At 52.3% G+C, this 20,597-nt stretch carries 17 protein-coding genes and 1 tRNA gene; 11 read left to right on the top strand and 7 right to left on the bottom strand.

Annotation, left to right across the window (positions count from 1 at the left end):
* Positions 1 to 149 precede the first annotated feature (149 nt).
* Both SH668x_RS07345 and SH668x_RS07340 read left to right on the top strand, forming a co-directional pair.
* Positions 150 to 890 (top strand): methyltransferase family protein, encoded by a 741-nt coding sequence (locus SH668x_RS07345; RefSeq protein WP_437188046.1) that lies wholly within the window; start codon positions 150 to 152, stop codon positions 888 to 890.
* Between the two features lie 171 nt (positions 891 to 1,061).
* A complete protein-coding gene (locus SH668x_RS07340; protein ID WP_437188521.1) occupies positions 1,062 to 2,498 on the top strand; it encodes a sulfatase in 1,437 nt (478 codons plus the stop codon).
* Between the two features lie 18 nt (positions 2,499 to 2,516).
* On the opposite strand, the gene SH668x_RS07335 is transcribed toward SH668x_RS07340, so the two are convergent.
* Positions 2,517 to 3,380: a hypothetical protein gene (locus SH668x_RS07335; RefSeq protein WP_437188045.1), complete on the bottom strand. Its 864-nt coding sequence runs from the start codon at positions 3,378 to 3,380 to the stop codon at positions 2,517 to 2,519.
* A 128-nt stretch (positions 3,381 to 3,508) separates the two neighbouring features.
* Between SH668x_RS07335 and SH668x_RS07330 the strand changes: the two genes are divergently transcribed.
* Positions 3,509 to 4,474: a hypothetical protein gene (locus tag SH668x_RS07330; protein ID WP_437188044.1), complete on the top strand. Its 966-nt coding sequence runs from the start codon at positions 3,509 to 3,511 to the stop codon at positions 4,472 to 4,474.
* Positions 4,475 to 4,586: 112 nt separating this feature from the next.
* On the opposite strand, the gene SH668x_RS07325 is transcribed toward SH668x_RS07330, so the two are convergent.
* The 5 genes from SH668x_RS07325 to SH668x_RS07305 form a co-directional block, all read right to left on the bottom strand.
* Positions 4,587 to 5,036 (bottom strand): hypothetical protein, encoded by a 450-nt coding sequence (locus SH668x_RS07325; protein WP_437188043.1) that lies wholly within the window; start codon positions 5,034 to 5,036, stop codon positions 4,587 to 4,589.
* 143 nt (positions 5,037 to 5,179) lie between these two features.
* Positions 5,180 to 6,205, bottom strand: coding sequence for a DUF1559 family PulG-like putative transporter (locus SH668x_RS07320; RefSeq protein WP_437188042.1), 1,026 nt, complete (start codon positions 6,203 to 6,205; stop codon positions 5,180 to 5,182).
* A 1,006-nt stretch (positions 6,206 to 7,211) separates the two neighbouring features.
* Entirely contained in the window at positions 7,212 to 7,679 is a 468-nt protein-coding gene (locus SH668x_RS07315; RefSeq protein WP_437188041.1) for a hypothetical protein, read from the bottom strand.
* A gap of 118 nt (positions 7,680 to 7,797) precedes the next feature.
* Entirely contained in the window at positions 7,798 to 8,907 is a 1,110-nt protein-coding gene (locus SH668x_RS07310; RefSeq protein ID WP_437188040.1) for a DUF1559 family PulG-like putative transporter, read from the bottom strand.
* A gap of 354 nt (positions 8,908 to 9,261) precedes the next feature.
* Complete coding sequence (locus SH668x_RS07305) at positions 9,262 to 10,986, bottom strand: proline--tRNA ligase (protein WP_437188039.1); 1,725 nt, start codon at positions 10,984 to 10,986, stop codon at positions 9,262 to 9,264.
* A 666-nt stretch (positions 10,987 to 11,652) separates the two neighbouring features.
* Between SH668x_RS07305 and SH668x_RS07300 the strand changes: the two genes are divergently transcribed.
* On the top strand, positions 11,653 to 12,750 hold the full coding sequence (locus tag SH668x_RS07300) for a DUF1559 family PulG-like putative transporter (RefSeq protein WP_437188038.1): 1,098 nt from the start codon (positions 11,653 to 11,655) through the stop codon (positions 12,748 to 12,750).
* Positions 12,751 to 12,917: 167 nt separating this feature from the next.
* Positions 12,918 to 13,418, top strand: coding sequence for a YegJ family protein (locus SH668x_RS07295; RefSeq protein ID WP_437188037.1), 501 nt, complete (start codon positions 12,918 to 12,920; stop codon positions 13,416 to 13,418).
* Between the two features lie 46 nt (positions 13,419 to 13,464).
* On the opposite strand, the gene SH668x_RS07290 is transcribed toward SH668x_RS07295, so the two are convergent.
* The gene (locus SH668x_RS07290) at positions 13,465 to 14,421 is read right to left on the bottom strand and encodes a M50 family metallopeptidase (RefSeq protein ID WP_437188036.1); all 957 of its coding nucleotides are present in this window, start codon (positions 14,419 to 14,421) and stop codon (positions 13,465 to 13,467) included.
* A gap of 430 nt (positions 14,422 to 14,851) precedes the next feature.
* Between SH668x_RS07290 and SH668x_RS07285 the strand changes: the two genes are divergently transcribed.
* From SH668x_RS07285 to SH668x_RS07260, 6 genes are all read left to right on the top strand, one after another.
* Positions 14,852 to 14,924: transfer RNA gene (locus tag SH668x_RS07285), tRNA-Gly, on the top strand.
* A 117-nt stretch (positions 14,925 to 15,041) separates the two neighbouring features.
* Complete coding sequence (gene tig, locus SH668x_RS07280) at positions 15,042 to 16,535, top strand: trigger factor (protein WP_437188035.1); 1,494 nt, start codon at positions 15,042 to 15,044, stop codon at positions 16,533 to 16,535.
* Positions 16,536 to 16,732: 197 nt separating this feature from the next.
* On the top strand, positions 16,733 to 17,518 hold the full coding sequence (gene trpC, locus SH668x_RS07275; RefSeq protein WP_437188034.1) for an indole-3-glycerol phosphate synthase TrpC: 786 nt from the start codon (positions 16,733 to 16,735) through the stop codon (positions 17,516 to 17,518).
* Positions 17,519 to 17,582: 64 nt separating this feature from the next.
* On the top strand, positions 17,583 to 18,179 hold the full coding sequence (locus SH668x_RS07270; protein ID WP_437188033.1) for a phosphoesterase: 597 nt from the start codon (positions 17,583 to 17,585) through the stop codon (positions 18,177 to 18,179).
* 104 nt (positions 18,180 to 18,283) lie between these two features.
* Positions 18,284 to 18,922 carry a type III secretion system chaperone gene (locus tag SH668x_RS07265; RefSeq protein ID WP_437188032.1) on the top strand — a complete coding sequence of 213 codons (639 nt, stop codon included), beginning with the start codon at positions 18,284 to 18,286 and terminating at the stop codon, positions 18,920 to 18,922.
* Positions 18,923 to 19,338: 416 nt separating this feature from the next.
* Complete coding sequence (locus SH668x_RS07260; protein ID WP_437188031.1) at positions 19,339 to 20,400, top strand: beta-ketoacyl-ACP synthase III; 1,062 nt, start codon at positions 19,339 to 19,341, stop codon at positions 20,398 to 20,400.
* Positions 20,401 to 20,597: the final 197 nt, after the last annotated feature.

Here is a 20,597-nt window from a genome sequence, read left to right as displayed (position 1 = left end):
TCCTGAAAGTTGCTCTGCTTCACCTCCTCAATGAGGAATTGATCAGTTCATGAGCAGCCTCACTCAACTGCTCCTTCACACTTCACACGCTGATCTGAGGAGCAATTGAGCGATCGTTCGATATCAACACTGGCTGCAAGGATGCACCAATGAGTTTGCGAGATGAATTTCGAGACCAAGGGAACTGGCTTTTTCGCTGGAGAAGCTATCTCCCATTCCTGCTGATCCTCCTTTTCATCCCTGCTCTTCCGTATATCCGGCGGCCCATGGGGAGTGAACAACTCCAGAATGCCTGGGAACTCGTCTGTTTCGGAGTCTCACTCTCGGGTCTCCTTGTCCGGTTCATCGTTGGCGGCCATGTCGCCCCGAAGACTTCCGGTCGTAACGTGTACTCACAGGTCGCAAACTCCGTAAATACGACGGGAATCTATTCCACAGTTCGTCACCCGCTGTACTTGGGCAACTATCTCATGTGGCTGGGAATTGTGATGTTTTGCTTTGTCCCCTGGATGGTGATCTGCTTCACACTCGCGTTCTGGCTCTATTACGAGCGAATCATGTTCGCGGAAGAGGAGTTCCTGCGAGGCAAGTTCGGTGAAACCTACACCAACTGGGCGTCCCAGACACCAGCGTTCATTCCAAACGTATTCAAGTACCGAAAGCCTGAGCTGCCGTTCTCCCTCCGCACTGCACTCAAGAAGGAATACACCGGACTCTTCGGATTGGCTGTCGCATTTGTCTGTATGGACCAGTTCGAAAACTTCGTCGTCACTCGCACCTTCCGCATCGACACACACTGGATCGTCATTGGCGTGGCCTGCACAATTGTCTACCTGACACTGATGACGCTCAAGAAGAAGACCACCCTGCTGAAGGTCTCCGGCCGATAAGTCGGCGAGCAACGAATGTTCGATCACCAGTTCGATCACTCCGGGAGTGAGATGCAATTCAGCTTCTCACTCCTTTTTTTGTAGACCCGTCCGATTTGAACAGCCAACGCCGCCTCTTTACATTGAATTTTCAAAGACTTCTCTCCTCCATTGAAGAGACGCACTGTGATCATCCGCTGGCTCATCGCTGCTGTTCTGGTTTCACTGTTCCTCGCTCCGGTTTACGCAGCAGACACGAAGCAGAAGATGAACGTCTTGCTCATCATTTCGGATGACCTGACAGCGACTGCGCTCGGTTGCTACGGAAACACTCTTTGTTCAACTCCCAACATCGATCAACTCGCAGCACGAGGAATGAGATTCGAGCGGGCATACTGCAACGCGACTTACTGCGGTCCTTCGAGGGCTTCGCTTTTAAGTGGATATTACCCGCACGCAACGCAGCTTTTTGAATACGGACCAGTTCGCCCGACCATCGGAGACCGCGCGACACTTCCACAGCATTTCATAAACAACGGTTACTACTCCGCCCGCGTCAGCAAGATTTTTCACATGGGGATTCCGGGAGACATCGTCAAAGGAGGGAACAGTTCAGATGACGAGAGATCATGGACTGAACGCTTTAACAGCCAGGGTCCGGAGTGGCAGGCGCCCGGCGATGGCGAGACTCTCGAAAGCAATCCGGATGAAACAAAGCCCGTAATGGGTGGAAACACGTTTGTTGTTGTCGAAGCGGACGGCGATGACCTTGTCCACAGCGATGGCAAAACCGCGAGCAAAGCTGTCGAACTCATTGAGCAGCACGCAGCTGAACCATTTTTTCTGGCTGTCGGATTCGTCCGCCCCCACGTCCCGTTTGTCGCCCCAAGTGCCTACTTCAAGGATTATCTCCCCTACGACAGCATCCCCCTGCCCGAAAAAGTTGTCGGCGACTGGGACGACATTCCCGCAGCGGGGATCAACTATAAAACCAGCATCAACATGCAGATGGACGAGCGAAAACAACGCAAAGCCATCGGTGGCTACTATGCAGCGGTGAGCTACCTGGATGCTCAAGTCGGTAAAGTGCTCGATGCCCTCGATCAATCCGGGCAGGCAGACAACACCGTGATCGTCTTCACCAGCGACCACGGATTCCACCTTGGCGAGCACGATTTCTGGGCGAAAGTGAGTCTTATGGAGGAATCGACTCGCGTCCCTCTCATTATTTCTGTTCCGGGACGAGAACCGGGAGTATCCCACTCGCTTGTGGAATTAATCGACTTGTATCCAACACTTTCCTCGCTTGCTGGGCTTCCCCAGCAGAACCGTCTACAAGGAAAAGACATCTCCACCCTGCTCGTTGATCCATCACTTGAAGTCCGTAACTCAATACTCTGCACTTCTCCGGCGCGAAATGGGTTACTGGTTCGGACGAAGGATTGGTCCTACATTCAATATGGCACAGACGGCGAAGAGGGCGCTGAGCTTTACGACCTCACCAATGATCCCCACCAGTATCAAAATCTGGCGACGGTCCCTGAGAAATCAGAGATCGTCGCCAGCATGAAACAAAATCTTCTGCAAAGGTTGGCCGAAGCACGAAAGAGTGACTTAACCGATGAGTAAGAGGGGAAACTCTCTCGTTTAGTTGTTCGCTTGATTTCCACTTCCATCGGGAGTCACGCCGTCAATCCATGCCCCCATGCCCCCCATGCCACCCGGTGCCGATGAGCCGCCACACATGCTGTGGCTAATAACGGGTATTGTGGTAGTGAGAACATTGGCGGTTGGAGCCCCTGATCGAAACTGAGTCGCGACTTTCAGCCCATTCAACAACGTCTCCACGTTCCTCTGTGAAGCTTGATCGGCTCGAACGATAAGAATCCCATTCACAATGCTTGCGCTCCAAATAACGCCCCCATAATCCTCTTCATCCATGATTCCAGCCCGGAGGATATCAGGGAATTGTCGCTGATTGATTTCAGGGAGCCAGCTCACATCGTAGAGACAGACACACGCGGTTTCGCTTGCTGCGTGAATGGAAGTAATAACCAAAGAATCATCCTGAACGATCCAGCTCAACCGGCCCATCCTCTCCAATCTCAAAACAAGATTGAGCGCCGACTCTCTGCTGATATCGCCCAAAGAGATCTCGAAGTCGTCATCGAGAGCGATCTCCTCATCTTCAATCGCAATTTCATCAAAGTAAATGGGAACACCTTGCGTTTCAGAGAATTGCCTCAACATTTCTCGCAAAGACGATCTGGCCACAAATCCACCATCCGTCAACGGTTCCTTCAGTCGTTCCAGAATTTCTTTTTCCTGACTGGAGAATGGAGTCTGGACTTTAACCCGCTCATTCAAAGAGGCTTCAGTGCTGTCAGGAGCCGATTGCAGGGCGTTTGAATCATCTGCATTCAGACGCATCGAAAACGGGGCCAACCAAAGAGCGGCAGCGATTGCAGCCACAGTTGCCACCACTATGAAATCAGTTCGCTTCATCATCATGAACTCCGATCATTCGATTGATTCAATTGAGAAGGCACCAAGCGTCGTTGCAACTCAGTCATAAACCAAGTCCAATGTACCTCCAGTTGATTCCCCTGCCTAATCCGCCTCTTAAAAGCCTCGTTGACATGCCAATTCGATTCGTCATTGCCATTGTTTCACTGGCAATCATTTTTGCGATCAGCGTCTCCTCTACGATTGCTTGCGAAGCGATTGAACTCATTCAGGACCCACGATTCGAGCGAGGATTTTGGGTACTCGCCCCAAAGCACCCCCACCAAGGGGGAAAAATCCATCGCGAAGGGAAGATCCAACTCCCCGGAACAGAACTGCCTCCTGCGTGGGAACTCGTGCAATGGTATAGCCGTGACAGCATTCTCAACGCCCCAGTCTCCGAAACATCAACAGCCGGAATTGAGAGGAAGTCTGTTTTCAAGAAAGTTTCGCTCAACCCTGCCGGAACAGAAGAAGGGGAGCTGATCCTGGGAGTCAATTCCATTGAAGAGTTCGATGGAACAGCACGACGCGAGGAAGATCCCTGGCCGCACTTGCTGATCCAACAACGTTTTCATGGGGGGCCTGACGGACGGGTACTTGCTGAGATTCCCGCCATCTCCCAGATTGAATCAGCCCAATTTCACGTCGATCTGATGCTGGAGACCGCAGAGCATCAAGCCCCAACCTCACAATTTGTGATGTACTTCACGATCGCAAATGTGAATCGAGAGAGCGCGGGTTATGGCGATTCACTTTGGTTCGGCGTCCTGTTCTACGATGAACGTCATGTCGCCCCACCTCCCTACATGATCGATGGTGACCGCGACCACGCTCGTTTCATTTACAACACTGGAATCACCCCATTTCTCGAATCGGGCCTGGCCGTAGGCGAATGGAGCACAATTCAGGCTGACCTCAAACCCTATCTTCAGGACTCACTCGAACAGGCTTGGAAGCGGGGATTTTTAAAAGGTTCACGTTCAGCGGATGACTACAAAATCACCGGCATGAACTTCGGCTGGGAAGTCCCGGGCCTTTCAAATGTCTCGATGAGAGTTCGGAACATGAGCTTTAAACTCACCTCGACGCCGAAATAAGCTGCCGTTCAGTTTTGCCGAATCAGTTCGGTTCTCATCATGACTCAACAAAAATCAGCCGCCTCGAATTTCGAAGCGGCCGATTCGCTGAGTCACAGAACGAAAACCTTCACTATTTCTTTCTTGCGTGCGGATTTGGCATCAGGCTTGTTGGAGCCCCTTTCCCGGTGCTCACAAGATCAAGCTTCAACTCTCCCCCCTTCGCAGGAACTTCCAGAGATGCCGGCTCGATACTTGGAACTTTGACGGAAAAGTCGGCCATGTCCCCAGAAGCAAGAGAGACGTTATATGTCCCCGGCGGGGCACCATCGCCGGGTCGATACGTTTCGAGAACATACTTTCCATCAGGCTGTTTGGCCCCACGCACCATCGACACTTTTTCGACAACGGTCGGAGGAGTCAGCCGCAAGTCGATCTTTCCATCGACAGGCTTACCGTCGACAGTGACAACGACGGTCGCCTTCACAGTGGGTACACCATCAGGAGTTGAACCTCCACCACAGCCGGCCATCAGTGCACCTGAAACCGTTGCGACCGCAAACAATGAACGTAACGAGATCATTGTGAAATTCTCCATTGCTTCAGTTGAAACGCCGCAGCGTCGGATTCGTTCTGCCCAAAAATCACGTTGCTGGTATTGGGTTGGAAGATGTCGTCATAAGAAAAGTCGAGGGGTACTTTTGACACCCCTCGTCATTTCACCTGTTAGAACTCGCCGACAACTTCGCCCCCGGCCATGGTATTAATCGCTCCCCAAACGCTCTGACCGCCGTTTGCGTCGCTGTCCATCGCAGCGTTGTACTGAATATTTTCACTGATAAATCTCACTGAGCCGTCAGCCATCGCGAAGTGGGCTCCACCGATGTGTCGGCTGTTCGGACCGTGCCAATCCCCGTTCAGACCAGATGTGTAAAGGTAGGTCGGCTTGAAAGCCATCGCACCGCCGGGCTGCACGGCTGTCGAAAACCATCCACCACCCGCAGATCCATCTGGGTTTGGCCAAGCATTTGCGAGAGGGACCCCGTCGATGACCGGAGCGAGGAACGCAGCCCGAATCACAGCTTCGCCGCCACCATTACGTGGCACACCGCCCCCATTTCTCTGGAAGCCATCTTTGTAGGAGGTTGCAGTCGCTTCCCCCACCATGATCGTGTTGGACGTTCCGTCGGTGACATGGGCAATTTTGGTTGAGTTCGTTGCCCCGAAGATATTGGTCAGCTTCGTCCCCTTACGCATCCACCAGTCGTAACCTTCCGGAACGACGTAGTTTGTGTACTGAATATTCGCAACCTGATCGAGTTCTACCGGAACGTCGGATGGACACAGGAGAGATGGAATCTTCTTGGACATGAACCGACTTCCATCAGCGATCGTCTGGTTCCAGGCAGGGGCTGTAAAATCGATCTGATTGAACAGAGGTGCCTGATCGAAATACGGAAGCAACATGGAGACCCACGTGTGATTACGAGCGGTCCAGGTTCCGCCGATGTTCGCAGCGTAAAACGCTTCACTCGGGAAGCACCCCACCGCGTCATGGTAATTATGCATCGCCAGTGAAAGTTGCTTGAGATTGTTCTTGCACTGAGAACGACGGGCCGCTTCGCGTGCCTGTTGGACGGCGGGGAGGAGAAGTGCGATCAACACAGCGATAATCGCAATCACGACGAGTAGTTCGATGAGCGTAAAGCCTCTTCGAACGGAACGAGCAGGACGGTCAAAAACTGAACTCATCTGAATACCTCATCTAAACAGAAATACAATCCACCATCAATCAAATCGTCTACGATCAATTAAACAAAATAGGGGGACCAGCACAGGACTTGGCTGGCCATAACAACTTCAAGAAAGCGATGAAATCTGAAGTGAAGAACGGAGAATCAGAACAGTTGAAGGGAAATTTGCACGAACGTGCATCATCTTGAAAAACTAGCGAAAAATTCGCTGAATCAACTAAAAAGAACAAGCTGATGCATCCACAAATATCAACGCAATTATTGTCAGTCAATGGTATTTACAATTCATCTATTGATCTCGTCAAAAATTATTAACACACTTAGTATATATTCATTACAAAATCAGCTCGCGAATTGACCACACCACGTGGCCTTCCCACCACGGAACGCGGAAGCAAATCACGTGCAATCACGGCATTTTGAGCGAAATGGAGTTCCCAATCTCCGCATGGCATACGTCGCCGCAACGGCGTTGCGCGACGAAGAAACGCAGCCACCCTTCAAATTCAATTCCTGTGGAAGGCCGGGTTCACGTCGACGATTTTTGCCTGAAACGTCCACTCCATCTCCCGTTCTCCGGCGACGCCAGCCTGCGAGGAGCGCCCGTCCTTCGACGGGACATGACTCGACAAGATATTTCGAAGCAACGTCCGCGTCAGATTTCGATGGCCTCGCCTCCAGGAAAGCCATCCCACGTCACTCAGCGAAGTGCTCGTTCAGTTTCGACGAGACTGCTAACCATTTGACTCCGCTGACGAGACGTTTTGAACGCAGAAAATCAGCTTCCTTGCGATCACAATGCCAACTTCGGAAGCGGGTAGCACACGCAGAAGGAACATGCAGCGCCATTCAGCACAGCTCGTGGCGTTGCCTGAATTCCGCAGCAATGCCGGTCCCGGAGAAAGTCACGGAACCGGAATTCACGCGCGACTGCTCTATACGGGAAGAGTCCCAGCAGAAAAACTGATTTCATTTCCCAGATCAAACCCGAATCGCTGACCGTTCTACTTTGCCGGGGTCGACGAGATCTTCTTCTTCAATTCCACCTCGAACTCCGTAAGGAGTGCCCCGTCAACTTTGGCTTCTTTCAACTTTCCAATGAGTTGCGAAACACCTGCCTCCGAAGTCCCATCCGGAACGCTCTTGAGTTTCTCAGCAACATCCGAAGCAATTCGGTCCATCGCAAATGGATTCCCCCCCGGCCCATTCGACGAGGTTCGGTCCTCTCCTCCACCGGCAGCGGGCTTCCGTTCATTGGATCGTCGCTTGGACTCTTTGATACGGCCAGAGACTTCACTCACCAAGACATCCATCGTATACCCCCCCATCTCACTGAGGCGGGCTGCGGTCGCATCTCCACTTCCACTATTCAAACCACACCCCCCCAACGAGGCAGTACCGATCGCAAGCACCGTGGCAGCAATCAACCGGAGGGACGCTTTAACACAATTCCGAAAATGAAAGTGACTCATTGTCCAACTTATCCTTGATACCGATGAATGCGAGAAAGAGCGAAGCTCGAAAAGACGGAGCCTCGCTCTCATGAAACATCCGAAGTCGAACTTCAATGACCATCCGCTCGAGGCGATTTTAGAATTCTCCGACAGTCTCACCGCCCGATTTCGTCCCGATCGCCCACCAGATTGGAAGAGCAATCGAGTTCGAAACAAAGCGGACGGACCCGTCCATCATTGCCAGATGAACACCACCCGTATGGTCGCTACTGGCTGCAATCGCTCCATCTCCTTCATGGCAGCGGAATGTATCCGAGCTGTACGCTGCCAGACTGATCGTGTTGGGAGGCATCAAATGAGCGTAGACATGCTTCTGCCAGGAATCAGAATACATCCAGCTATGCCCTTTGTACTGAGTCCAGTCCCCCCAGTTTTGAGGGTTGGTAAGACCGTCTCGCACAACCGCATCGGCATAGACGTCGTACTGCTCGACCATCGCTGAATTCGTGTAACACAGATTTCGCCGACGATCAGTGTTCTCCTGACTTCCGTTGCTGATGAGAGATTCGCTGAAAAGCGCTGTGTTCGATGTTCCATCAGTCACATCTCGCATGGCAAACGATCGGTTGGTCGCACTTCTCCAACGGTCGCTGTACGGGCCGCCCGGTGTCATTCGTGACATACTGATCGTCCCGGGAGAGGGTCCCAAAGTTGCCCCAGCGGTTGGAGCCTGACCGGGAAGAAGAATGTTGCGTGGACGTCCAGCATTCCCGACGTAGCTGAAGTTCGCGGCTCCGATCCCCTGAACGGCATTCGTCACGGATTCACTCGGGCAAATAAACATTGAAATTCGGACTCGCGAAACTTGCATCTGAGTCGACGTTCCGGCCGCAAACGCATTCCACCCTTCTCCGTCACTAAAGTTCAGACGATTGTAGGCCGCTGATTGATCAACGTAGGGCAGCAATCCGCAGTACCACGACTTACCGCCGGCTCGACCATTCCCCCCTGCGTAGTCCGATGCAATCCGATGCATATGCAGCGGGGTGCATGTATTTGAATCCATGTAGTTATGCACAGCCAGCGAAAGCTGCTTCAAATTGTTACGACACTGACTTCGCCGTGCCGCTTCTCTCGCCTGCTGAACTGCGGGAAGCAGCAGCGAAACGAGCACGCCGATGATCGCGATCACGACCAGTAACTCAATGAGAGTAAAACCCGACCTTTTTCGAGCAGATGTCATCATTCTGTCTCCAAAAATTGAGTAAGGGAAAGATAGAAACACCAATCAATAAGATTGAGAAAATCACAACTCTGATATATCAAACAGGATTCCCATTAAATTCCAATAAATTTTCCGGCCAATTGCTGCGAATTCTGCCAAACTGCATCCCACCTTTTCACAGGAATTGCAGCGTTTTGTCACACCCATTAACTCAACTAGGTCTTTTTCCTGTCATTAACCAAGGAATCATCACACAACTGTTAACCGGCATCGCTCCGATGAAGCGATGCGAAACAAAAAAAACCGCGTACCCATCAGGTACGCGGTTTTAGATAGTTAATAGCAGATACGATTTAGCGAGATTCTGACATTTTCCTAAACGGATTTCGCTTTCTTAACAATGTCAGCCACGTTCCCCACGACCTGATCCAAGGCAACAAGTGTCGGTGCAGAAGCAGTGCGGAGCTTCACTTCCGCGACACCTTCCTTAAGACTCTTACCGCCAACGACAACCCGAAGAGGAATTCCGATCAGGTCCGCATCCTTGAACTTGAATCCAGGACGTGCGTCACGGTCATCCATCAGCACGTCAACACCGGCTCCCTTCAATTCAGCGTAGATCCTCTCGGCAGCCTCCATCACAGAAGAATCGGTCACGTTCAACGGAATAACGATGACTTCGTAGGGAGCCACTGCCATCGGCCAGATCAAACCGTTTTCGTCATACTGAGTCTCAGCAAGACCAGCTACAATGCGGTTCACGCCAATCCCATAACAGCCCATGATGATTGGGTGTCGTACTTCTTTCTCGTCGACATAGTTCGCATCCAGAGAAACGGAGTACTTCGTTCCCAATTTGAAAACGTGGCCGACTTCGATGCCGCGGACGAAGCCCATCTGAACAGAACACTTCGGACATGGGTCGCCATCGACCGCGTTGCGCAGATCGTAGGTCCCCTCAACCTGATAATCGCGACCGAGATTGACCCCGGTGAGATGTTGATCAGCAGCGTTTGCCCCGACAACGGCATTCAACACTGCGACGGCATCAAAATCAGCGATCACTTTACATTTCAGACCAACTGGTCCAGCAAAGCCGACAGGTGCTCCTGTGACAGCCAGAATCGTCTTCTCATCCGCGAGTTCGACATCTTTCACGCCCAGAGCACGGCGAATCTTTCCTTCATTCGCCTCGTGGTCCCCGCGGATTAATACAGCCACGGGAGTTCCATCCTCGCTGTAGATCAGAGTCTTCAGCATCTGGCTCGCTGCCACTTTCAGCAACTTCGCCACCTGCTCAATGCTCCCGACTTTCGGAGTATCCACGACCTGACGTTCTGCCTGTGCCCCGGTCACTTCGCCCGCTGCTGAGCGACCGGTATCGGCTCTCTCGAGGTTCGCTGCGTATCCACATCCGGTACAACGGACGATACTGTCCTCGCCGTTGGAAGCCGGAATCATGAATTCGTGGGAAGCGTCTCCCCCAATCGGACCACTTTCCGCTTCCACCGGGATGTATTCCAATCCACAACGTGAGAAGATCCGACAGTAAGCGTTGTACATCCGATTGTAGATTTCATCGAGTTGCTCGACAGATGCACTGAAGCTGTACGCGTCCTTCATCAGGAATTCGCTCGTTCGAAGAACTCCGAATCGCGGACGTTCTTCGTTCCGGAACTTCGTCTGAATCTGATAGACGGTCAGCGGAAGTTGACGGTAGCTGGTGATGTGACGGGCGATCAGATCGGTCACCACCTCTTCGTGAGTCGGCCCAAGCGCCAGATGCAGCTTGTGGTCGCGTCTGGTGACATTGAAATTGATCAGCACATTTCCAAATGAATTGATACGCCCCGTGCGCTCGAACAATTCAATCGGTTGAAGGGCTGGCATGAAGAGTTCGACAGCACCTGCATTGTCCATTTCCTCGCGGACAATCGCCTCAGCCTTGCGAATCGAACGGTATCCCAACGGCAGATATGTATACGCACCTGCCATCAGCTGCCGAATCAATCCGGCCCGTAGCATGAGTTTGTGGCTGGGGATCTCCGCGTCAGAAGGATCCTCTTTCATGGTAGGGATGAATGTCTGAGACCAGCGCACTGGAGATTCCAATAAGTTGAGGAGTGATGGTTGAAAACGGAGCGGGCGCTCGGAGGTTCAACACGAATCAGTGATTTGGGTGAATCATTGTCATGAATGCAAATCTTGTCGAGAGACAACGATTTGGTGGGCTCGGATCACGGAGTCGGAAACGCTTGTTCATCAGCGTTTGCCTGGCCTGCCCCGAGAAATCCGTAGCCAACGAGCCTCGCGATTGGAGTGGTACTTGTTCTCGGTTCGCCGAATGGCAGAGCGCGTCGATTCTTAAAAATAGGGAATTCGGGTCTCCAAAGACTTCAGCCCCACTCTGACGAACAGTGCGTCAGCGACTAAAACCCGACGACTCGAACGCTGCAAATCGTGTCGCAAAACATTACTCCGAATCAACTTACAAATAGTAAACACCGATCGAGACGACCACGCATCAACTCTACACAATCCATCAACACTACATATCACAGGTTTATTACGTAATTCCTACATGAAGTGACTTCCAAAAGTCGAATCCACCCCCATGATATCTCCGTACTGAGACTCAATCTCAACAACATTTACCACTGATGTTGTGACATCCTGTAGCGTTCATAGCCAACAGTTCTCCAGCCACCACGCACTCGGATCACGAGCACATCACAACAGCCACCCCGACGAACTCCGGAGAACCACATGTTTGTCCGACCTGCCCGCCTTAGCCAGACGGCCTCTCCCCCGAAATCACGTTCAGGATTCACGCTCATCGAATTGCTGGTGGTCATCGCGATCATCGCAGTGCTGATTGCCCTTCTCCTCCCTGCAGTTCAGCAGGCTCGCGAGGCAGCACGACGCACACAGTGCCTCAACAACCTGAAACAGATCACATTGGGCATGGCCCAGTTTGAACACGAAAACGGCTACTATCCCTACAACAGAACTGGTTTTCTCTGGAAGATCCTTCCATACATTGAGCAAACCCAGTTGTACCAGACGATCAATGGCGCTCGCCCCAACGGTGACATGTCCATCAGCGATCCGACGTTGTACTACAACGGGACATGGAGCAACGCGAAATGGCATCCTCAAATCACTGCCGCCGTTGCGACCGTTTTGTCTACCTATATCTGCCCAAGTTCTCCCGGGAGCCACACAATTGAGAGTGGAACGCTCCTCGCGGGTTCAACTGACTATTCAACCTGCCGAATTCCAAGCCTTCGCCCCGTGGGCCATCGCCTGTGGTACCAAGAAGGAACTCCTCAGATGAATTTCAACACGGCGACTAGCCCTCCAATTTCTCGCGGAACTGATCCAACATGGAGGGGCGCCCGCGCTGCTCAGATCACTGATGGAATGAGTAACACTGTCCTGTTCTATGAACGTGCCGGTGCTCCAGACCTGTGGGTCAATGGCCGTAAGCAAACTGGAACTGTCGACCTTGCATGGGCGGGCGGACAGGGAGACAAGCAGACAGCATACAAGCAGGACAACATCACGCTTTCCGGGCCGCAAGCCACCGGCCGCGGAAAGAATGGATCTCCGATGGAACCTGACGCCGGGTCTCTCTCAATCGATTGTGGAACGCACAACTCCGCAAACGAAGCAGCAATCGATCCGTGCGGCTTCAAATTCCTGGGTCACAACAACCGCACCCAACCTTACAGCTTTCATACTGGCGTGGTCGGAATCGGGATGTGCGATGGATCTGCAAGATTTCTCAGCACCAATGTTGCACTTGTCACATACACCAATCTGATGCTTCGCGATGACGGCGAAGTTCTCGGGGAGTTCTAAACAGACCTCCTTCAACAGGACTCTGTGCTAAATTTTCAAAAGCCCGTTCGAATCATCCATTCGAATGGGCTTTCTTTTTTGACCCCTTCCCATGATCATCGACATAAGCAAAATTCAATACAACCAGACGTCCCCCAAAAGCAAGTTCACCTCTGGAGTCGGTCTCGATGCTTCACAGAACCACAAATCTTCTCCTGCTACTCGCCCAACTCGCCTGCGTGACGTTCTCCAATGTAATGGAGGTTCGCGCCGAAGATCCTCCTATCATCCGGATTGAGAACGATGCCCCCGAAATGGTCGCCGCTGTCAAAAAGGCGAAAGAGACTCTTCCGAAGTTCTGGGACAAGCTCGAGAACCCAGGTCCCGGTGAAAGTGGACATGCGGTGAAGTTCGCCATTCATGACGCTGAAACAGATGAAAACGAGGTCATGTGGGGAACCGAAGTTCAGCGAAAGGACGGAAAAGTGACCGTCACGCTCAACAACAAGCCACAGCTCATCAAAAACGCAAAGGTCGGCGACCGTATTGAAATCAAAGAAGAAGACATCCGCGACTGGATGTTCATGAGAAAAGGAAAAATGGTCGGCAATTTCACCATTGTTCCCCTTCTGAAATCGATGCCAAAGAAAGATGCAGCCCGCCTGAAAGCGATGATGTCAGATCTGTAATTCTCACCTCGACATTTCACTCGTCAGAAACGCAAAAACGCCCGCATCATCCATTGCCATGTGAGCGATAGCGGCCGCTTGCTTCCCGGAGAAATCGCTGTTCATCGGACGTCAGCGATTTCATCCCTTGCTGATTGATCTTTTCCAGCAATTCATCGAGTCGGCGCTCCGACTCTAAACGAAGTAACTGATCTTTTTCTCGCTTCTGTTCTGCCTTTTGACGACGCCAGCGTTCCAGCAACCCAACCTTTGGTGCGGACTCCCTGTCGTCGCCATCTTCAAGGCTCGTATACCCCTGAGAAAAGTCGTACCCAAGGAACGACTCATCGTGCGCGCGGCCGAGAACCGACACGAGGTACTCAAACTGGCACATCGCCAGCAGCACACTGGTGAGAAGCATCAGATCCAGCGATTTCACATAATAAGTCGCCAGCAAAAGCAGCACACAGCCAGCCAGCCCCACGAGCATCGTTCCCATGCGGGCGGTGTGGCGATCCCAGTAGACCTTTGCCCAAGTCAGGACGATCTGTCCACCATCCAGCGGATAAATCGGAAGCAAGTTCACGACCATCAACTTGAAGTTCAGGGAGAACAACAGCAAACAGACGTCAGTCAGCACGTTCGGTCCGAGATCAACGTCCGGCATGAACAGCAGCGACATCCCTTCTTTCACAGTCCCAGAGGCGATCAATGCGGGGAGGCAAGCCAGACAGATCACCCCATTTGAGATTGGCCCCGCGAGCGACGTCCAGACTTCCGAGTAAAAATTCGCTGCTGGCTTGGTGAACGCCAATCCTCCAAGCGGCCAGATGAGAATTTCATCGGCAGCCCCACCAGTTTTCCTCGCTGCAAACACATGAGCAAACTCATGGAAAAGAGTGCTAACAAACAGCATTAACGTGAGAATGGCACCAATCTGCATTCCGAAATTCGAACACAGAATCACGGCGATCAAAGCAAACCAGACGCTGACACGCGTCTTGACCCCGAAGGGATTCCCCATCGGGAAACTCAACCACCAGGCATAATTTCGAATATCCATAGGACGCACTAGGCGGACAAAAAGCCGACCCAGCCTAAAAACTGAAACTCACAACACTTATCATGAGAGTACCACCCGGTTCCACGGGAGGCAATTGGCAAATCTGATAGAGAAATGAGCGTCCATTACATTTCATTGCGCATATGTCGCCATCTCGGAAACCTTTTCAGCAATAACTGAGAAACGACGGTCAACCTGCTGGTAAACGCCCTGAGGTGTGGCCCGTCTCGCACAAATTGACGGGGATATGAGGATATCCCGTGTGCACGCATCTGTCGGGAGCGCTGCAAATTTGCAATTCATGAACAGAAGGGGCCGATAGGCTTGACTGAGAGCGAATCTGATTCCTAAACTCTCCGCTCCTCCCCGTGACAGGGGTGGTAGCAGACAAGCGGGTGTAGCTCAATTGGCAGAGCGCCACGTTGCCATCGTGGAGGCCGAGGGTTCGAGTCCCTTCACCCGCTCTTTACACGTTGTTATGAGTAAGCAACGATAGAAGTTGGATTACGCCTGAGACACATGAGCCGGCCAGCGATCGCCAAATTGGTCGCTGGCCGAATTTTTTTAGTGGGGATTCAGAAATGGCGAATGAAGAAGCAGCAGACCAGGCAGAAAACGCTTCCACAGCTGTTGCAGAGAACCGTCTCGATTTGACCGTCGACATCGAAAAGACCGGTCCATGCAAGCGTCACGTTCGTATCAAGGTTCCTCGGAACTCAATCGACGAAGTCTACGAGACAATTCTGGAAGACTACACGCACCGCGCTGAAGTCCCAGGTTTCCGCGTTGGACACGTCCCTGCTCAGCTCATCAAACGCCGTTTCAAAACCGAACTTGCTGATCAGGTCAAGCAGCGAGTTCTGATGACTAGCCTCGAACAACTCGGGGAAGAGTCAAACATCGAGCCAATCGTTGAGCCAAGCCTCGACCTCGAAAGCATCGAAATCCCGGAAGAGGGCGATTTCGAGTTCGAATTCGACGTTGAAGTTCGTCCAGAATTTGAGATGCCAAAATACAAGGGCCTCAAGCTCAAGCGTCCTTCACGTGAAATTCAGGACGACGATGTCAATGCTTATCTGGACCGCTTCCTGCAGCAGTACGGCAAGCTCGTCCCTGTCGAAGAAGCCGCAAAAGCTGGCGACTACGTCACTGTCAGTGTCACCGTTTCCCACAACGGCGAAGTGCTGACAAAGATCGACGAAGTTTCGCTGCGAGTCCGCAAGACATTGCGATTCCAGGATGCTGAACTCACCGGCTTCGACGCATTGCTGACTGGAGCAAAAGCTGGCGACACCCGTGAAACTGACCTCACCGTTTCGATGGAAGCATCTGCCATCGAAATGCGAGGAGAAAAGGTTCATGCTGTCTTCACCGTTCTCGACGTCAAGCACCTCGAAACACCAGAACTCGATCAAGATTTCCTCGAGCGTCTCGGAGCAGATTCTCTCGACAGCCTGAAGGCTCAGGTCAAGGGAATGCTCGAGCGACAGGTCAAGTACGAACAGCGTCAAGCTTGCCGTACTCAGGTCACAGAGCAGATCACCGAATCCGCAAACTGGGATCTTCCTGAAGAACTCGTCAGCAAGCAGGTCGACAACGCACTGCGACGTGAAATCCTCGAAATGCAGCAAGCTGGTTTCACTTCGAAGGAAATCCTCGCTCGCGAAAACGATCTCCGCCAGCGTTCACTCACAATGACACGCCGCAACCTGAAAGAGCACTTCGTGCTCGATCGCTTGGCTGAAGAAGAGAAGATTGAAGTCACAGAAGCTGACCTCAATGCAGAAATCGGCCTGATGGCCATGCAGCGTGGGGAAAACCCACGTCGCGTCCGTGCACGCATGGCAAAATCCGGCATGCTCGACAACCTGTTCGCTCAGATCCGTGAGCGCAAGGCTGTTGACGTAATTCTCGACAACGCTGAGTTCATCGATGAACCGATGCCAGCTCCAGTTGAGTCCGACGTTGAAGCGTTGAACCGCTCAATCTGCCGCGTTGCAGCACCTGCTGAAGCTGAAGCCCACGATCATGACCATGATCACGGCCCAGACTGCAACCACGATCACGACCACTAATCGGTCATTGATTTCAGGCAAGCCGCACAGAGATGTGCGGCTTGTTTTGTTTGATCCCTAGGACAATTCTGATTGCACTGCCTCCATTGCTCCACATCGGCAGAGAAGCCAACTAAAATCGGTTCTAAAACCTGGCATCACTAGACAACTCCTTCCGGCTTCATTCGCCAGACACCGCAATCAGAAACGACACCGAAGTGAGCACTGTTCTCGATAAAATTATTGCTCAGAAGCAAAAGGACGTTGCCACTGCAATTGCAGCCCGGCCCTTGCATGAAGTCCAGGAGGCTCTCGCGACCGCCCCGGCCCCCCGCGATTTCACCGGTTCACTGCTGAAACATCACCCAATGGGGATGATCGCTGAAGTCAAAAAGGCCTCCCCTTCCGCTGGCTTGATCCGGGAAGACTTCAATCCGGTCGAGATCGCCAGAACCTACGAAGAAAATGGCGCAGCCTGTATCAGCATCCTTACCGAGGAGCACTTTTTTCAGGGACACCTGAGCTACCTCGAAGCAATCCGGAAGAACGTTGGGATCCCCGTACTTCGAAAGGACTTCATCATTGATCCGTACCAGGTCTGGGAAGCCCGTGCGAGCGGTGCGGATGCAATTTTGCTGATCGCAGAATGCCTCGACGACCAACAAATGGAGTCGCTTTACCGACTCGCTCTCGAACTCGGCATGCAGGCTCTGATCGAAGTTTACGACCCAGAAAACGTCCAGCGAGTTCTTCGCCTTCAGCCACCGTTAATTGGTGTCAACAACCGCGACCTTCGTTCATTTGTGACGGACCTCCAACACACAGTCCGTCTTCGAGAAGCGATCCCGGCAGAGGTACTCGTAATCGGTGAGAGCGGTATTCACACGCGGTCCGATGTGGAAATGCTTCAATCATCACGCGTGCATGGAATCCTCGTCGGGGAATCACTCATGCGATCTGCTGACATTGGGAAAAGCGTCCGGACCCTATTGGGAAAAGAATAAGGTTCCCCAGTCACCAGAAGCTCACTACCACATCCGAATCCTCTATCACCACAAGAGAAACTTCATGAGCGCTGACGAAACGACCGTCGAACATGTTTTATGCGTCCCGACTTCATTATTCCATGAACTGGGGTATTTCCAGGGTTTCAGCACAGACATTGACCGATACCTGAACAACCTCTTCAATCCCGAGCACGTCAGCTATCGCCCTCGCAATGAAGTTGAGCAGGACCCCAGCTTCAAACAGCTGATTCCTTACTGCATTTTCCGACACGATGGAAAAATTTTCTCCTACACAAGAAACAAAGGTGGGGAAGCTCGGCTAAACAGTAAAAGATCTATCGGAATTGGCGGCCACATTTCAGCGGAAGACCAGTTTTCCGGAACTTCGGTTTACAGAGAGGCGATGCGGCGAGAAATTGAAGAGGAAGTCTTTTTAGCATCGGCGTTTACAGAAAAATGCGTCGCACTGATCAACGACGACCTCAATGAAGTCGGCAAGGTCCATTTAGGAATAGTTCACATATTTGACTTAGAAGAGCCCAAAGTTCTTCCCCGCGAAACGACGATCATAGGTTCAGGATTCGAATCACCGGCACAGCTTGCCAAATCGAGCGATCAGTTTGAGACGTGGTCGCAGATCTGCTTCGAATTCCTGTAATTCGAAATCACAACGACAGGTCGCGAGTCGCTTCGAGAGATCGAAGTACTGGATCGCGACGAGCGACCTGCCACCAAGCAATGATTGACAATGGAGTGTCAGCTATGGAACTCTTGAATCGCCGGACAATGATTTTGAGCGCACTTGCCGGAGCTGCACCAGTTGCTCTCGCAAACTCAACCGTCATGGCACAGGATGCAGCTGCAGCACGCCTCAATGAAGATCAGCTCGGCCAGTTGATCGGCGCACTGGGACTTCAGCCAACCAAGAAGCAAAAGCGATACGACTTTGCGTTTCAGGCTGATGTTCAGGAACAGCAATGGGAACTCTCGATGTCGGCTGTTCTCAGCCATGACGAAAGTTCAGTCTGGTTGATGGCATGGCTGGATGAGCTGCCACAAGCCTCCAACGATGTCCCACGGACAGCCCTGCTCCGCCTGCTGGCTCAGAACGATCAGCTTGGCGACGGCAAGTTCTTTGCTTACATCCCAGCAAATCGCCGATTCGTGTTGCAGCGTACCGTCGAGAATCAAAATCTGAACTCTGCGAGGCTCCGCTTGTTGCTTCAGGATTTGGGGAACAGCGTCGTTGAGAACTATCCGATCTGGCACACCGGCAATTGGGGCGGCACCCCGTCTGCACCTATCACTGGCGGATCGGATGCATCTGCAAAAGTCCCAGCGGCCTCATCAACAAAATCAGCAACAAATGACTCAAAGTTCGAACAATCAATTCGACGCTAGTTGATCCGCAGTTCCGCCGATCCTCGCTTTGAAAGTCCCCTTCCGGAGGGACACCGTCTCTGAGCAGACGGGATCAAAGCAGGACTCCGCCTGAGAACGCATCAACACCGATCGGATCTGATTGCCGGGGGCGATGCCTCGGTTCGCAGCCGCAACCTCCACTGATTGATTTCCTTGTAAAAAGGACAGTCCGCGGGAGTTGCGGCTCGACTGTTGAAATAGTTAGCATTTTCAAGGTTCTGGGAATTCGCAGCAAACATCACCTCCAAGTCACGCGAGGCAAATGCGATTCCAGCATCGCCGGTCGCTTTATTCCAGACTAGCTCTTCAATCCGGGACGCGATATCCTGAAGACTGGGCTTGTGGGTCAGGCACCATTTTCATTTCGATCGTTCGCCAACCGGGGGATTTTTGGCGTGGCGACAATTGCAGATCGCAACTTGGCAACATCGACTGACCCAGGGACCAATCGCACCTTGTTTACGCGGCGTACCAGTTCATTGCTTGGCATCCAGATTGCTGGCGTTGGCTCCTATCTCCCTGAGCAAATCGTCACCAACGAAATGCTGAATCAGCAGTACGGGTGCGATGCAGAATGGATTGTGCAGCGAACAGGGATTCTCGAAAGACGACACGCACCCCCTGAAATTGCAACAAGCGATCTCTGCGTCGAAGCTGCTCGACGAGCAATTCAAGCCGCGAAAATCGACCCGCAACAAGTCGATTTGCTTGTCGTCGGCACATTCTCTCCAGACTACAACTGCCCTTCCACTGCATGCTTGGTTCAGGATCGACTGGGGTTGGACTGCCCTGCGTTTGATACGGCGGCCGCATGTGCCGGGTTCATGTATGCCATGGTGACTGCAGCCCAGTATGTCGCCACCGGAAACGCAAAATACGCATTGGCAATTGGTGCTGATGTCAACAGCCGTATTGTGAACCCAGCTGACCAAAAGACGTTTCCACTTTTCGGAGACGGCGCCGGAGCCGTGTTGATTACTCGTGGTTCTGCAGAACAGGGGCTGATCTGCTATCAGCTTGGTTCTGATGGAAGCGGTGGCCCGTTACTTGATCGTCCGGCAGGTGGAACCAAGAATCCAATCCGCCCGGAAGATCTCGCCTCTGGAGCACACTTCCTGCGAATGGACGGTCGAAACGTCTTCAAATGGGCTGTCCGCATGCTGACAGATACCATTGAACTGGTGCTTGAGAAGAGCGGAACGACGGTTCAGGACGTATCTCTGTTCGTACTCCATCAAGCCAACATCCGCATCATTAACGCCGCTGCTGAGCAACTTGGAATTCCTCCCGAGAAGCTTTTCAATAACCTGCATAAGTACGGGAACACGTCAGGGGCGTCCATCCCTCTCGTTCTGGACGAAGCGTCACAGGCAGGGAAGATTCACCGTGGTGACACGATTCTGATGTGCGGTTTCGGTGGCGGCCTCACTTGGGGAACGGGTCTGTTCCGCTGGTAATGCTCTCTTCCAATCTCAGTGACTCCAAATTGAAGTGACCGCAGGTCAAGCAATTCCCCGTGATACACGGAGATTCGCCGCGAATGCCGTCGTATGAGTGATCAATTTCTCCTCTGCCTCGTCGGTTCCGGTACTCATATTTTCTGGAATACCCCCTCTCACCCGGCATTTTCCACATGGGCAGCGACTCGACTTAA

Source organism: Planctomicrobium mucosum (assembly GCF_051466335.1).
GTDB lineage: Bacteria > Planctomycetota > Planctomycetia > Planctomycetales > Planctomycetaceae > Planctomicrobium.
The sequence above is the reverse complement of the archived record's forward strand: the minus strand, read 5'-3'. Positions and strand labels throughout refer to the sequence as shown.

Excerpts from the sequence above, each read along its gene's own strand:
- SH668x_RS07345 (WP_437188046.1), top strand. The coding sequence starts at position 150 with ATGAGTTTGCGAGATGAATTTCGAGACCAAGGGAACTGGCTTTTTCGC.
- SH668x_RS07335 (WP_437188045.1), bottom strand. The coding sequence starts at position 3,380 with ATGATGATGAAGCGAACTGATTTCATAGTGGTGGCAACTGTGGCTGCA.
- SH668x_RS07310 (WP_437188040.1), bottom strand. The coding sequence starts at position 8,907 with ATGATGACATCTGCTCGAAAAAGGTCGGGTTTTACTCTCATTGAGTTA.
- tig (WP_437188035.1), top strand. The coding sequence starts at position 15,042 with ATGGCGAATGAAGAAGCAGCAGACCAGGCAGAAAACGCTTCCACAGCT.
- SH668x_RS07300 (WP_437188038.1), top strand. The coding sequence starts at position 11,653 with ATGTTTGTCCGACCTGCCCGCCTTAGCCAGACGGCCTCTCCCCCGAAA.
- SH668x_RS07265 (WP_437188032.1), top strand. The coding sequence starts at position 18,284 with ATGGAACTCTTGAATCGCCGGACAATGATTTTGAGCGCACTTGCCGGA.
- SH668x_RS07330 (WP_437188044.1), top strand. The coding sequence starts at position 3,509 with ATGCCAATTCGATTCGTCATTGCCATTGTTTCACTGGCAATCATTTTT.
- SH668x_RS07325 (WP_437188043.1), bottom strand. The coding sequence starts at position 5,036 with ATGATCTCGTTACGTTCATTGTTTGCGGTCGCAACGGTTTCAGGTGCA.
- SH668x_RS07315 (WP_437188041.1), bottom strand. The coding sequence starts at position 7,679 with ATGAGTCACTTTCATTTTCGGAATTGTGTTAAAGCGTCCCTCCGGTTG.
- SH668x_RS07270 (WP_437188033.1), top strand. The coding sequence starts at position 17,583 with ATGAGCGCTGACGAAACGACCGTCGAACATGTTTTATGCGTCCCGACT.
- SH668x_RS07320 (WP_437188042.1), bottom strand. The coding sequence starts at position 6,205 with ATGAGTTCAGTTTTTGACCGTCCTGCTCGTTCCGTTCGAAGAGGCTTT.
- SH668x_RS07290 (WP_437188036.1), bottom strand. The coding sequence starts at position 14,421 with ATGGGGAATCCCTTCGGGGTCAAGACGCGTGTCAGCGTCTGGTTTGCT.
- SH668x_RS07295 (WP_437188037.1), top strand. The coding sequence starts at position 12,918 with ATGCTTCACAGAACCACAAATCTTCTCCTGCTACTCGCCCAACTCGCC.